12 protein-coding genes are annotated in these 13342 nt (G+C 43.9%); 4 read left to right on the forward strand and 8 right to left on the reverse strand.

What is annotated here, in order from left to right; all coding sequences use genetic code 11:
* The first annotated feature begins 157 nt into the window (after positions 1-157).
* On the forward strand, positions 158-2245 hold the full coding sequence (pnp, locus tag FTV14_RS03150) for a polyribonucleotide nucleotidyltransferase (RefSeq protein ID WP_171505581.1): 2088 nt from the start codon (positions 158-160) through the stop codon (positions 2243-2245).
* Positions 2246-2406: 161 nt separating this feature from the next.
* Here the strand turns inward: pnp and FTV14_RS03155 are convergent, their stop codons facing one another.
* From FTV14_RS03155 to FTV14_RS03190, 8 genes are all read right to left on the reverse strand, one after another.
* Positions 2407-2670, reverse strand: a complete 264-nt coding sequence (locus FTV14_RS03155; protein ID WP_180025239.1) for a YdcH family protein — start codon at positions 2668-2670, stop codon at positions 2407-2409.
* 93 nt (positions 2671-2763) lie between these two features.
* Positions 2764-3093, reverse strand: a complete 330-nt coding sequence (locus tag FTV14_RS03160) for a chaperone modulator CbpM (protein WP_004781729.1) — start codon at positions 3091-3093, stop codon at positions 2764-2766.
* 511 nt (positions 3094-3604) lie between these two features.
* Positions 3605-4066, reverse strand: coding sequence for a DUF2147 domain-containing protein (locus FTV14_RS03165; protein WP_159123422.1), 462 nt, complete (start codon positions 4064-4066; stop codon positions 3605-3607).
* Between the two features lie 187 nt (positions 4067-4253).
* A complete protein-coding gene (locus FTV14_RS03170) occupies positions 4254-4715 on the reverse strand; it encodes a DUF2147 domain-containing protein (protein WP_180053320.1) in 462 nt (153 codons plus the stop codon).
* Positions 4716-4992: 277 nt separating this feature from the next.
* Positions 4993-5442 carry a DUF2147 domain-containing protein gene (locus FTV14_RS03175; RefSeq protein ID WP_179991985.1) on the reverse strand — a complete coding sequence of 150 codons (450 nt, stop codon included), beginning with the start codon at positions 5440-5442 and terminating at the stop codon, positions 4993-4995.
* Between the two features lie 217 nt (positions 5443-5659).
* Positions 5660-6535: an Hsp33 family molecular chaperone HslO gene (gene hslO / locus FTV14_RS03180; RefSeq protein ID WP_004781734.1), complete on the reverse strand. Its 876-nt coding sequence runs from the start codon at positions 6533-6535 to the stop codon at positions 5660-5662.
* Between the two features lie 50 nt (positions 6536-6585).
* Positions 6586-8442, reverse strand: coding sequence for a cation:proton antiporter (locus tag FTV14_RS03185; RefSeq protein ID WP_180053321.1), 1857 nt, complete (start codon positions 8440-8442; stop codon positions 6586-6588).
* Between the two features lie 73 nt (positions 8443-8515).
* Entirely contained in the window at positions 8516-10738 is a 2223-nt protein-coding gene (locus tag FTV14_RS03190; RefSeq protein ID WP_180011868.1) for a primosomal protein N', read from the reverse strand.
* A gap of 149 nt (positions 10739-10887) precedes the next feature.
* Here FTV14_RS03190 and gspF point away from each other — a divergent pair, with 149 nt between their 5' ends.
* The 3 genes from gspF (at position 10888) to FTV14_RS03205 (ending at position 13281) form a co-directional block, all read left to right on the forward strand.
* Positions 10888-12093 (forward strand): type II secretion system inner membrane protein GspF, encoded by a 1206-nt coding sequence (gene gspF / locus FTV14_RS03195; protein ID WP_180053322.1) that lies wholly within the window; start codon positions 10888-10890, stop codon positions 12091-12093.
* Positions 12094-12163: 70 nt separating this feature from the next.
* Positions 12164-12661 (forward strand): type II secretion system major pseudopilin GspG, encoded by a 498-nt coding sequence (gene gspG / locus FTV14_RS03200; RefSeq protein WP_218946463.1) that lies wholly within the window; start codon positions 12164-12166, stop codon positions 12659-12661.
* A gap of 284 nt (positions 12662-12945) precedes the next feature.
* Positions 12946-13281, forward strand: a complete 336-nt coding sequence (locus tag FTV14_RS03205) for a hypothetical protein (protein WP_034705833.1) — start codon at positions 12946-12948, stop codon at positions 13279-13281.
* Positions 13282-13342: the final 61 nt, after the last annotated feature.

A 13342-nucleotide genomic window follows, 5' to 3' on the forward strand; every position in this document is an offset into this window, starting at 1 on the left:
AGGGGCGAATGTTCGCTCCTTCTTTGTGTTTAAAAATAGTGTTTATTTCTGGTGAGGTCGGCTTCTAAGCTTTGTCATTTACCCGTCCATTTGGATGTGAATGCCAAACCTTAGGGGTCTCCACTAGAATAAAATCAGGAAAAAATAAAACATGTCGATGTTTAATATTGTTCGTAAAGAATTCCAATTTGGCCAACATCAGGTTGTCCTAGAAACAGGTCGTGTTGCGCGTCAGGCCAATACCGTATTGATTACTATGGGCGGCGTAACTGTATTAGTTGCTGTTGTTGCTCAACCAACTGCTAAAGCAGGTCAAGACTTTTTCCCACTGACTGTTAACTATCAAGAAAAACAATACGCAGCTGGCCGTATTCCTGGTGGTTACGGTAAACGTGAAGGCCGTGCATCTGAAGCTGAAACGCTGATTTCACGTCTGATCGACCGTCCAATCCGTCCATTGTTCCCAGAAGGTTACTATAACGAAATCCAGGTGACTGCGACTGTTGTATCTTCTGACAAGACTATGGAAGCTGACATTGCAGCAATGCTGGGTACTTCTGCAGCACTTGCGATCGCAGGTACACCATTCCGTGGTCCAATCGGTGCGGCACGTGTGGGTCTGATCAACGGTGAATACGTTCTAAACCCAAGCTTTGAACAATTGAAAGAAAGTGATCTTGATCTTGTCGTTGCAGGTACGGAATCTGCAGTACTGATGGTTGAATCAGAAGCGAAAGAACTTTCAGAAGACCAAATGCTGGGTGCAGTATTGTTCGGTCATGATGAAATGCAAATCGCGATCCAAGCAATCAAAGAATTCGCGACCGCAGCTGGTGCGAAAGAATCAACTTGGGTTGCTCCTGAGAAAAACGAAGACCTTCGTGCAAAACTGAAAGAAGCATTCGAAGCGAAAATCTCTGAAGCATATACCATTGCGGTGAAACAAGACCGTTATGCAGCACTTGATGCACTTCAAGCAGAAGCGCTCGCTCAGTTCGTTCCAGAAGGTGACGAAACTGGTCTTGCTGATGACGTAAACGAATTATTTGAAGATCTTAAATACCGTACCGTACGTGACAACATCTTGTCTGGTAAACCGCGTATTGACGGTCGTGATACTAAAACTGTTCGTGCCCTTGATGTACAGGTTGGCGTATTAGACCGTGCTCACGGTTCTGCATTATTCACACGTGGTGAAACTCAGGCATTGGTCACTACTACTCTGGGTAATACTCGTGATGCGTTGATGGTAGATACCTTGGCTGGTACTAAAACTGACAACTTCATGCTTCACTACAACTTCCCTGCATATTCTGTAGGTGAAACAGGTCGCGAGTCTGGTCCTAAACGTCGTGAAATCGGTCATGGCCGTCTGGCTCGTCGTGGTGTTCAAGCCGTGCTTCCAGCAGCTGACCGCTTCCCGTACGTAATCCGTATCGTATCTGACATCACTGAATCTAATGGTTCATCTTCAATGGCATCTGTATGTGGTGCTTCTCTATCATTGATGGATGCCGGTGTTCCACTTAAAGCACCAGTTGCGGGTATTGCAATGGGTCTAGTGAAAGAGGGCGAACGTTTCGCAGTACTTTCTGACATCCTGGGTGATGAAGACCATCTTGGTGATATGGACTTTAAAGTAGCGGGTTCTGCTAACGGTATTACTGCGCTGCAAATGGACATCAAGATCGAAGGTATTACTGAAGAGATCATGGAAGTTGCATTGAACCAGGCTTATGCAGGTCGTATGCACATCCTGAACGCGATGAATCAAGTAATTTCACGTGCTCGTCCAGAAATTTCTATGCACGCGCCGACTTTCCAAGTGATCAACATCAACCCTGACAAGATCCGTGACGTGATTGGTAAAGGTGGTGCAACGATTCGTCAAATCACTGAAGAAACTAAAGCTGCGATTGACATCGAAGATAACGGTACAGTACGCGTATTTGGTGAAACTAAAGCTGCTGCACAGGCTGCGATTGCAAAAATCCAGGCACTGACTGCTGAAGTTGAGCCAGGCACAATCTACACAGGTAAAGTGATTCGTATCGTTGAATTCGGTGCATTCGTGAACATCCTGCCAGGTACTGACGGTCTGCTTCATATTTCTCAAATCTCTAACGAACGTATTGCCAACGTGGCTGACGTATTGAAAGAAGGTCAGGAAGTGAAAGTACAAGTTGCTGACGTTGACAACCGTGGTCGTATTAAATTGACCATGAAAGACATCGAACAAGCATAATTCGATTACTTTTAAGTCTGAAAAAGCCTGCATCATGCGGGCTTTTTTATTTGGACAGATTCTTTATTTAAGAACCGAAATCATTTAATAATCACATTGTAGATAAAACGGATGATTAAACCTTATATTGAAACATTCTTGGTTGAGAAAGCTGTTCTCATTTAGGTAAGCGGATCGGCTTCAGAGTTTTTCAGCATGCGATAAATCTCGTCTTTCAGTTTTAGTTTTTTGCGTTTAATCGCATCGATATCATCATTGATATGATTGACTGGATCGAGTTCAAGCTGACTAATCTGTTTGTCCAATTTACTATGTTCCTCAAACAGTCGGGCAAAGTACGGATTTTCCTCACGTAATTGCACAATTAAATCACGGTATTCTGGGAACATATATTTGATCTTTTTATTGCAGTCTTTGGTTTTCATAGGGATATTTATCACTCAAAAAATAAAAGAAAAAAGCAAAATATGCCCTAGTCCGCATTGATCTAACTCAAGCAGACCGGACATTAAAAGGCATTACTTGAAATGCAGATGTTTCACCTCACGACGTAATTCCTGCACTTCATCAATGAGATCCAGCATCATGGCAACGGCACTAAAGGAAGCATCAAAATCACGCTGCAAACGGTAAGCCCGTTGTGCTCGAGTAATATCTTCCCCGAGGAAGGTACCAGGATGCGTTTTAGAACGGTTCGGCAAAATTCCATGTTCAATGAGTTGCATCACCCATTCCGGACTTTGGCCACATGCTTCAGAAAAGTGGAACAAATCAAAGGTACGATCATCCATGATTTCAGAGGGGATATAACCGTTGGAAAAGTTTTCTCTATATTGAATTGTAGTCATAGCTCTACTCCTTAAACAGCCAGGCTTGAGACATTCAGAAAGGAAGGTCGTCCTGAAGTAGGGGAATGCCATAATATTTTATGGCCGCTGCGCTGTGCCCTAACGGTATGAGATGCTAGTTGAACCAGCATCCTGCCTAGAAGAGGAACTCCTATCCTGTGGAAATCCTGCTTGAACCTGAACAGCTCAGTCTGAGCAGGGAAACAAAGATCTAGGCGGGCATCTGTTTTTATAGTTTTATCTGTCATTTGCAAACCATCCGCTGTTTGCAACACACATTTACCCATGCCTATGAATTGAGGAATACATGTCGCATGAATACTCCGTTTCAGAGTCCTTAGCAGATTGAATTGCAGCTGAAGATAGATCATTGTGTGAATAAAAAATAACCGTCTTCAATTCATTATTATGAGTTTGCGCTAAGGGAAACAGTTTTTATTTGTACTTAATTGTTTCAAATCATAACCATTAAAAAAGCCCCTGAAACAGGGGCATGGAAAACTGACAAAAATTAGTATTTTACCCAGGTAACACTGCGTCCGATAACCGAAACGCCTACATAACCACGCAGGGTCAGGCGTTTGCCATTGGCGCTTAAACGTGCTTTACCTTTGTAAACTTTACCGCTGATTGGATCAAGTATCTTGCCATCATGGAATTCGCGAGGTTTTTTGGGGTCTGCCTTAAAATCCCAGATAAATGGCAAGCCAATAAATGGTTTATTCTTAAGCTGTCCTGGACATTTGCTACAGATTCCCAGTTTTTCTGCACCTGGCAGGCTACGGGTTTCTACGATAATTCCCTCATAGCTGCCATCTGGTTTTTTACGGATTTCGACATCAGCACGAGAATAACCGGATTGATCATCGATAGTCTTCCATTTCCCCAGTAGTGGATCTTCAGAAGCAAAGCTTAAACCTGCTGCTGTTGCCAATGTGATCCCCATCATTAAGCGACTTAAAATTTTCTTCATAACATGCCTGTTGATCAATGATTATTCATATTAGATTTATTACTCTAATTTATTCATAAAATGTAACAAAATCAATAGCATAAAATGTGATGAGATTGGCATAAAATTAATGAATTCATGTGAATTATCACATGACCTAAAATAAAAAAGCTCCTAAGGAGCTTTTCTTAATAATCTGAATTCGAAACTAGTTTTTAATCCAGGTCATATTGCGTCCGACCGGTGCACCTTCAGCACGACTATGAATGGCAAGATGCCTGCCATTATTTTTCAGGCGGGCACGGGCCTGATAAAGCTGACCAGAAACCGGGTCGAGCAGAGTGCCGTTAATAAATTCATTGCTATGCTCGGGATGACTACTCAGTCCCTTAAGCATCGTCAGTCCAATGAGCGGCTGATCCTTCAATGCGCCTTTGCATAGGGTGCAAGTCTGCTGTCGAGCTGCCCCTGGAATCTCACGAACATGCACAATTTTGGCAATATAGTGATTCTGAGCATCCTTACTAATCACCACATCTGCCAGGGAATAACCAGTACGGTCATCAATGGTTTTCCAGTGGCCAAGTAATGGGTCACTGTTGGCGAACGCGGATAGACTGATGGTACTTGCTGCTGTAAGAGTGATAGAACAAAGCAGTTTGAATCTCATTGCCACATTACCCCATGCTATTGAAAATATATTTAACTTCTTAAAGGCATAAAAAAATTATGGGATTAATATAGCGTGAAAAATACACTAAATACTAGTCAATCATCACATTAAATTAAGAAAAATGAATATGAGTTAAAAATTACGTTCATTCAGCATGATGAGAATGAGTAAGTATTTACGTGATAAGGAATGGGATAAAGATAATGATTTTAAGCTGTCCAAGCCTTTGATCTGGCCAGACAGCTTGCAGATGAGAATTTATAAAAAATGAGATTTATTCGACTTTCACCCAGGATACTGTTCGTCCGAGCATGGGTGTACCTACATAGCCACGAAGCGTCAGTACATTGCCTCGGGAATTCAGAGTTGCCTTGCTTTTATAGACATTACCGGTTAGTGGATCGAGAATTGCTCCATTAACGAATTCATTTTTCTTTTCTGGATTTGGTTTTAGACCTGATAAGACAGATAGACCCAGAATAGGCACGTCTTTCAGTGCGCCTTTACATTTAGAACAGTGGGTATGTGCAGGACGATTTGGAATGGCATGGATACGAACAACTTTACCCTGATAAGTACCATTATTGAGTTTACTGATTTCAACATCAGCACGTGCATAGCCCGTTTTGTCATCAATGGCTTTCCATGTCCCCGTGATTTCGGCTGCATAGCTGAAGCTCTGCGCAGCACATAACATCACACCCATTAAATATCGAAATTTCATTTAAAATCTTCCACTTATTTTTTTTGATTTTTTTACTTTGAAAATACCGTTGATCTTCTGATTCTATCGGTGTGCAAATTTTAATCATGAGGCAAGCTTGAAATTAAGTACATTTGTCTTTTTTTTATGAGGAATTTTGGTCAATATTTTATGAAAATATAAAATGAAAAAAGCACTCAATATTGAGTGCTTTTTTTGAGTCGAGCAGGGGCTGTTATTAACTGAGGTGTTCACCAAACAGGCTCAAAGCTTCTTCAGCCGTAAAAATATAACGGCTATTACAGAACTGACAGTCCATCTCAATTGGATTCTGGAATTCTAAAGTTTCACGAACCGATTCTACACCAATCTGCTGTAAGGCAATCGCACAACGTTCTTTAGAACAGGTACAGCCAAACTGCAAATGTTCTACTTCTGGTAAGCGCACTTCTTCTTCGTTATATAAACGATAGAGAATTTCATTGGCCTCCAGAGTGACCAGTTCTTCTGTTTTTAATGTTTCAGTCAGCATGGTCAGACGTGGCCATAAGTCTTCATCGACACGGCGTTGTTCTTCTTCACTGTTACGCGGTAGCAATTGAATCAGCAAACCACCTGCACGGTTGTTGTCACTGGCCAGCACGATACGTGTCGGAATCTGGGCAGACAGGTCATAATATTGCATCAGACAGCCAGCCAGATTTTCCTGATCAAGCGGAACAATACCCTGATAACGTTCACCAAATTCAGGCTCGATATTGATAAACAGCACTGGATTAGTCAGTGATTTTAAAACTGTGCTGCTATCTTCTGCTGCCTGAAAGTGTGGATCTTCTTCGTAATCCGCCAGTGCACGTACTTCACCGCGATGGTTACATTCAGCCATTGCCCATTTAAATGTGCCTGAAGCCTGAATTTGTAGGCTGATACGCCCTTTAATTTTCAGGGTGCTGGCCAATAGTGCAGTGGCGCTCAGCATTTCACCTAACAGGATTTTTACTGCAGGCGCATAGTCACGCTGGGCCAAAATTGTTTGTAAAGCTTCTTCAAGATGCACCACTTCACCACGAACAGGGCTATCTTCAATAAAAAAGCGTTGGCGTAAATCAGACATAAAATTCTCCATAACCCTGCTTTAATGGTGGCATTATTGTAAAACACAAGTTATGCCAGATCATCTCTTATGGCATCAATTCCTGAAGCGTTGTTGTCCTGTTGCGTGTCCGTATCCTGTTCTGGTGCTTTTTTTAGCTGATCCTGAGCAAGAAGATGCTCCAGTTCTGCCAGTGTATTCCTTGAGCCTGCGAAATTAAACGGACTCTCCGTATCCGGATGAAATTGACGATTGAGCAGTTTCTGATCATGAGTATGAAACTCATGGATCTTTTGTTGCGCCTGTTCTTCAGACAACCCACTCAGCTGACCTAGCAGACACTGACTTAGTTCTAGTGCAGAAGCATAGGTTTCTCGCCAGATTCGTTCCACGCCCAGCTCCTGAAGTAGATGGACATGATGCCGGTTACGTGCCCGTACCCATAAAGACATGTCAGGATAATTTAAGCGCAGATGTCGGACGGTCAGCAGTGAATCTTCAATATCATCAATGGCGACAATCACATGCTGAACCGTATCCAGATTTGCCTGAGCTAAAGCCTCTGGCTCAGTCGCATTGGCCTGATAGAAGGTAATACCGTAAGAGGTCAGCAATTCAGTTGCTTCGATATTGCTGTCCATTACACTGAATTTTTGCTGCTGTTGCAGCAAAATACGGGCAATGATCTGGCCAAAACGGCCAAAACCGATTAATAAAATTGGTGCGGTATTTGGTGGAAGGCTTTCAATGTCAAAGGTCGCTGCCAAATGATTTTGCCGATCCAGTCGTGGCAGAATCTGGTTATGCAATAACCAGTAAAATGCCGGTGTGAGTAGCATGGATAAACTTGCCATCCACATTAATGGAGAGAGCAGGGTTGGAGTAATGATCTGCTGCGAAAGTGCAATGATGAGTGCCAGAAAAGCGAATTCACCACTTTGTGCCACACTGGCAGCCAGTAGCGTACTGTTGCGCCAACTATGCTGATAATAACGTGCCAATCCTAAGGTAATCGCAAATTTAATCAGGATCAGCGAAAGTGTTCCGGCAATAATCAATACGGGTTGCGTCAGCACATCGGCAAACTGCAATGACATGCCCAGACTGATAAAAGCCAACCCAATCAATAAACCGCTAAAAGGCTGCAGACTCTTTTCAATCGAAATCCGGAAATCAGAATCTGCCAGTAACATACCTGAAAATAATGCTGCCAGGTACAGATTCAGTCCCAGCGTATCCATCAGGACTAGTAAGCCCAAGAAAATGACAATGGTAACAATGCTATGCAATTCATGACGACCACTTTTGGCAATCCAGCGATAGAGCGGCTGCATGAAATAGCGGTTACATAGAAATAAGCCAGTAAAGGTAGCCATCATGGCAGCAAAATAAGCTATGCCATGTTCTGTTGAACTGACCCCAGCAAAAAGCGGAATCGCTGCAATGATAGGAATTGCAATCAGTGCATGAATCAGGGTGTTGGCATAAGCGGATTGACCATAACTGGTCGCCAGTTGTTGCTGATTATTTAAAAACTGGGTCACCAACGTCATGGCAGAGAGGCTGCCGGCCAGTCCGATAACAATGCTGGAAACCAGATGCTGATCGAGAAAGAACCAGGCCAGCAGGCTCAAAATCAGGGTCGTGCTCAGTACCTGTAAAATGGCCATAAACCACAGGGGTTGCCCAAGCTGAAGAATTCGTTGTGGTCTGAGTTGCAGACCAATCCAGAACATTAGGGTCAACAGGCTGATTTGAATAAAAGTCTGCATCACCTCAGGAGCAGAGATCAGCGCTAAGGCACTCGACCCAATGATTAAACCTGTCAGTAAATAGCCCAGCACTGTTGGCAGTCTGAGTTTATGGCTCAGTGGCACCATGAACAGTGCAATCGCCAGAACCAGCGCTATTTGTAACAGTATCGACATTTTTCCGCCTTAAATTTTATTTTCATCCAGTCTTAAAGTTGAGCCTTTATCAAATGAAGATGGTCTCAATATTTTAGCTGAGTTCTTGTGGATCGATATCCAGTGTCAGCTTCATATTGGATGGCTTATCCTGTAACAGGTTTTGCCACCAGCTACGGACATAATAATGCAAACGGGCACGGTCTGCGGACAATAGCACCATATGGGATTGATAGCGTCCGGCTTTGCGTTCCATCGGGGCAGGAATGGGACCCCAGATGTCCAGCACCAGATCGGGATATTGCCTGAGCAGGGCAGCATGTTTCTGTAAGAATTCGGTATTTTGTGCCTGATCTTTGGATTCACAGCGAATCAGCACGGCATAACGAAAAGGAGGCATCTGGGCGATTTGCCGTTCGGTCAAAGTCTGCTTGGCAAAAGCGCGGTAATTTTCAGTGACTAAGGTATTCAGCAGCGCATGATCAGGTCTTAGGGTCTGTAAATATACATCCCCTTTATGTTCCCCACGTCCTGCACGACCTGCGACCTGTACGATCAATTGTGCTGTACGTTCTGTGGCCCGGAAATCAACGCTAAGAAGACCAGAATCGATATCCAAAATTGCAACCAGCGTGACATAAGGAAAATGATGGCCTTTGGCGAGCATCTGCGTGCCGAGCAGAATTGCAGGCTCGCTTTTTTGAATCTTGTCATAGATTTTCTGCCAGCTGCCAACCCGGCTGGTTGAGTCGCGATCGACCCGGATCACTTCAAAATCTGGAAAAAGCTCATTCAGATGTTCTTCAACTTTTCCAGTCCCCATGCCTAAAGTGGCCAACTCCTGATGCTGGCATTGCGGACACTGTTCAGGCATACGATGAATGGTGCCGCAATGATGACAATGCAGATGTTGATAAGGTTGCCGGTGCACAGTGAAATTGGCATCACAGTTCGGACACTGCGCCTGCCAGCCACAACTGCCACAAATCAGTACGGGCGCATAACCACGACGATTCAGAAAAATGAGCACCTGTTCTTTTTTAGCCAGGCGCTTTTTGATTTCTTCAATCAGATGCAGGCTGATGCCATGCTGCTTTGGTGCCACTTTTAAATCCAGAATATGGATTTTTGGCATTAGTGCTGTACCCGCGCGTTGATTCAGTTCCAGTACCTGCATTTTACCTTGCTGCACCAGTGCATAACTGTCAATGCTGGGGGTGGCCGAACCCAAGAGGACTGGACATTGCTGTAAATGTCCCCGGTACAATGCCACATCACGGGCATGATAGCGAAAGCCTTCCTGCTGTTTAAAAGACAGGTCATGCTCTTCATCCAGAATGATCAAACCCAGATTCGGCATCGGTGTATAGATCGCAGAACGGGTGCCAAGCACAATGGACGCTTTACCGGTTTCAGCGGCTTGCCAGGCTTGTAAGCGTTTACTGTCATTCAGGCCAGAGTGAAGCAGGGCAATATGACAATGGAAACGAGACTGAAAGCGGCTAATCGTTTGTGGCGTCAGTCCGATTTCAGGCACCAGTACCAGTACCTGCTTGCCCTGTTTAAGTACCTGTTCCATGATCTGAAGATAGACTTCAGTTTTGCCGCTGCCAGTCAGGCCATCGAGTAAAAAGGCCTGATATTGCTTGCGGTATTTCAGCACTTGCTGAATCGCATGCTTTTGTTCCGGATTGGCCGTTAATGGCATCTGGGCCAGTTGTACAGGTTGCGGGCTAAAATCCTGTGCTTCCAGGACACATTCGCAAATTCCTTTTTTTTCGAGCGCTTTTAAAGTCGCTGTTTCTATTCCGGCCAGATTTAAGAGATTCTCAGTTGTTCCCACCGGATGTAGTTTTAGAATCCGATAGGCTTCCTGTTGCCTCTCGGAACGGCGAACCTTGGCTTCAGCCTCATGATCCAGCAATTTCCAGTTTCGGGCCAGCAGGTTATAAGGTTTGCCCTGACGCAATAAGGTCGGCAAGGCAGTCTGGATCACTTCTCCAATGGGAAACTGGTAATACTGTGCTGACCAGGTCAATACACTTAAAACCTGGGAATTGATAATGGCACGGTCATCTAAAAGCTCGGTAATGGCTTTCAGTTTGAAACTGGGATCAATCGGAGCATCTAGCGGTAATTTTTCAGTAATCACGCCGACCAGATTTTGCCGGCCAAAAGAAACCGCGACTCGGGCCCCCACTTCTGCCTGCTGATATTGTTCCTGACTCAAGCTATAGTCAAAACAGTCAAACAGATGCACCGGCACTGCAACACGAACACGATAAACAGGGGCAGTAACGGGAACAGAATTTGGCATAGTAACAGAGTGGGTCCTGATGAAATTTCGTCGTGCTCAAAGTTCAGTTATGTTAGAGTGAGCAGATAATTTATATTGAAGAATATGAATGATTTTGATGGTCTGACGCAACAGCGTTAAGCAAAATTTTGGAAAATTAGAGCATTACAATGCCTGCATATCAGTTTACTGCGCTTGACGCTTCAGGGAAGCAGCAAAAAGGCGTGCTTGAGGGGGATTCAGCACGACAAATCCGGCAACAGCTTCGGGATCAGGCGCTGATTCCGGTCTCTGTAGATCCGGTTGAGAAAAAAGACCAGCACTACCGTCGCAAATGGTTTGAAAAAAGCATCACTGCCTATGATCTGGCCCTTATGACCCGGCAACTCTCGGTACTGGTCGCTGCCGCAATTCCGCTAGAAGAAGCCATTCGCGCCGTCGGCAAGCAGAGCGAAAAAGTTCATGTGCAAAATCTGCTGATGTCAGTACGCTCCAAGGTGCTGGAAGGGCATAGCTTGGCTCAGGCACTGCAACAGTCTGGACGTTTTCCGGAACTGTATATTGCCACCATTGCGGCCGGCGAACGTTCTGGTCACTTGGATTTGATTTTGGATCAGTTAGCCGACTATACCGAAAACCGCTTCGCCATGCAGAAAAAGATTCAAGGGGCGATGATCTATCCGATTATTTTGCTCTTGATGTCTTTTGCGATTGTGATGGGCCTGATGACCTATGTGGTACCGGATATCGTCAAGACCTTTGATCAAAGCAAAGATGCCTTGCCGTGGATTACAGTGACTTTAATGAAAGTCAGCGATTTTATCCGGATCGCCTGGCCATTTTTGTTGATAGGGAGTGCGGCAGGTATTTTTCTGCTGGTACGTTTTTTAAGAACGACCGCTGGGCATTATGCTTTTGATCGCCTGACTCTGAAACTACCTTTATTCGGAAAATTATCACGTGGCATTAATGCTGCCCGTTTTGCCAGTACTCTATCGATTCTGACTCAGTCTGGTGTGCCATTGGTGGATGCCTTACGCATCGGGGCAGCGGTAAGTAATAACTGGGTGATCCGGGATTCGGTTAATTTGGCTGCTGAAAAAGTCACTGAAGGCGGGAACCTGGCTACCCAGCTGGAACGTAGTGGTTATTTCCCCCCGATGATGGTACAAATGATCAAAAGTGGTGAAGCCTCGGGGGAGCTGGATCGTATGCTGGAACGGGCATCGACCATGCAGGATCGGGAAGTGACCACACTGATTTCGACATTACTTGCGCTTCTGGAGCCGCTGATGCTGGTACTCATGGCCAGTATTGTGCTGGTAATTGTGATCGCGGTGATGCTGCCAATCGTCAATATGAATAATATGATTTAAATAACATGTGTAACGTCTATGAAGAATTGAAAGTGCCTGAAACTTTCTAAAGATGAATGAGAGATATTGAATGAAAAGGAATCCAAATCAAGCCAAAGCCCCTTCAATTACAGCTGTTAAACCTACCGTACGTGTGAGCCAGTTACGTGCCCATCGTGCCTCAGGTTTTACCCTGATTGAAGTAATGGTGGTTATTGTTATTCTCGGTGTGCTTGCGGCCCTAATTGTTCCAAATGTAATGGGACGCGGTGAAAAGGCTAAAGTGGATACCACAGTCATCAAATTGCAAAGTATTGCGGGTTCACTGGATCAATATAAGCTGGACAATGGCAAATATCCAAGCATGCAGGAAGGTGGTCTGGATGCGCTGGTAAATCAGCCGGCAACAGCGAAGAACTGGCTCCCAGGCGGCTATGTGAAAGGTGGTTATCCAAAAGACAGCTGGGATAATGACCTGCAATACGTGATTCCGGGAACTAACGGCCGTGCCTTCGACTTGTATTCTTTTGGTGCTGATGGACAGGCGGGTGGCGAAGGAACTGATGCTGATATTTATTACCAACCTTAACTGATAATTATTATAAATTAGTAGGTTATTGAATATATCACTTCACTTGATTGATTGTTTCAATATTGGGTGAAGTGATAATAACTCTCAATCATAAAATATAATATAAATAACTGAATTTAATGCTATTACTATAATATTGATGATTTGATAGTTATAATAAGAATTATTCCCATATTTATCTATTACAATTATCGTAAAATGTGAATAAATATAGACTTTCTATTTACAAAAAATAGCTCATAATATTCTTAATGGCCCTTTTTTAGCCAAAGGAGAATGGTATGAAAGCATTAATATTGTCGGATGAAATAAACCAGTTTCATTGGTCGATGCTGAAATCTGTTCTTTTGGTTTTAAGCATTCTTCCAGCCAGCCAAGGAATTTTGCATTTATGGCAGACCACTGAAGGCAGCAGCCAGATTATGGTGGGTTTCTTTGCCATTAGCATGATGAGTACCTTATTCGTACTATGCTTCTGGTCAGCATTAAAAGCATCTGTCGTGCAGTTTAAACAAGAACAGGCTTCTGCATTTGAAAACGGTATTGTACAGATCTATCGTTATATTCCAATGTTGTCACTGGCGAGCATGTTGTCTTATCTGGTGATCCAGTTTTAATAACATTCTTAATAAATATATAGATAAAAAACGAGGCATGAACCTCGGTTTTTTATCGCCC

The organism is Acinetobacter sp. YH12236, from assembly GCF_013417645.1.
GTDB lineage: Bacteria > Pseudomonadota > Gammaproteobacteria > Pseudomonadales > Moraxellaceae > Acinetobacter.

Coding starts and splice junctions, on each gene's coding strand:
- pnp (WP_171505581.1), top strand. CDS start 158: ATGTTTAATATTGTTCGTAAAGAATTCCAATTTGGCCAACATCAGGTT.
- FTV14_RS03155 (WP_180025239.1), bottom strand. CDS start 2,670: ATGAAAACCAAAGACTGCAATAAAAAGATCAAATATATGTTCCCAGAA.
- FTV14_RS03160 (WP_004781729.1), bottom strand. CDS start 3,093: ATGACTACAATTCAATATAGAGAAAACTTTTCCAACGGTTATATCCCC.
- FTV14_RS03165 (WP_159123422.1), bottom strand. CDS start 4,066: ATGAAGAAAATTTTAAGTCGCTTAATGATGGGGATCACATTGGCAACA.
- FTV14_RS03170 (WP_180053320.1), bottom strand. CDS start 4,715: ATGAGATTCAAACTGCTTTGTTCTATCACTCTTACAGCAGCAAGTACC.
- FTV14_RS03175 (WP_179991985.1), bottom strand. CDS start 5,442: ATGAAATTTCGATATTTAATGGGTGTGATGTTATGTGCTGCGCAGAGC.
- hslO (WP_004781734.1), bottom strand. CDS start 6,535: ATGTCTGATTTACGCCAACGCTTTTTTATTGAAGATAGCCCTGTTCGT.
- FTV14_RS03185 (WP_180053321.1), bottom strand. CDS start 8,442: ATGTCGATACTGTTACAAATAGCGCTGGTTCTGGCGATTGCACTGTTC.
- FTV14_RS03190 (WP_180011868.1), bottom strand. CDS start 10,738: ATGCCAAATTCTGTTCCCGTTACTGCCCCTGTTTATCGTGTTCGTGTT.
- gspF (WP_180053322.1), top strand. CDS start 10,888: ATGCCTGCATATCAGTTTACTGCGCTTGACGCTTCAGGGAAGCAGCAA.
- gspG (WP_218946463.1), top strand. CDS start 12,164: ATGAAAAGGAATCCAAATCAAGCCAAAGCCCCTTCAATTACAGCTGTT.
- FTV14_RS03205 (WP_034705833.1), top strand. CDS start 12,946: ATGAAAGCATTAATATTGTCGGATGAAATAAACCAGTTTCATTGGTCG.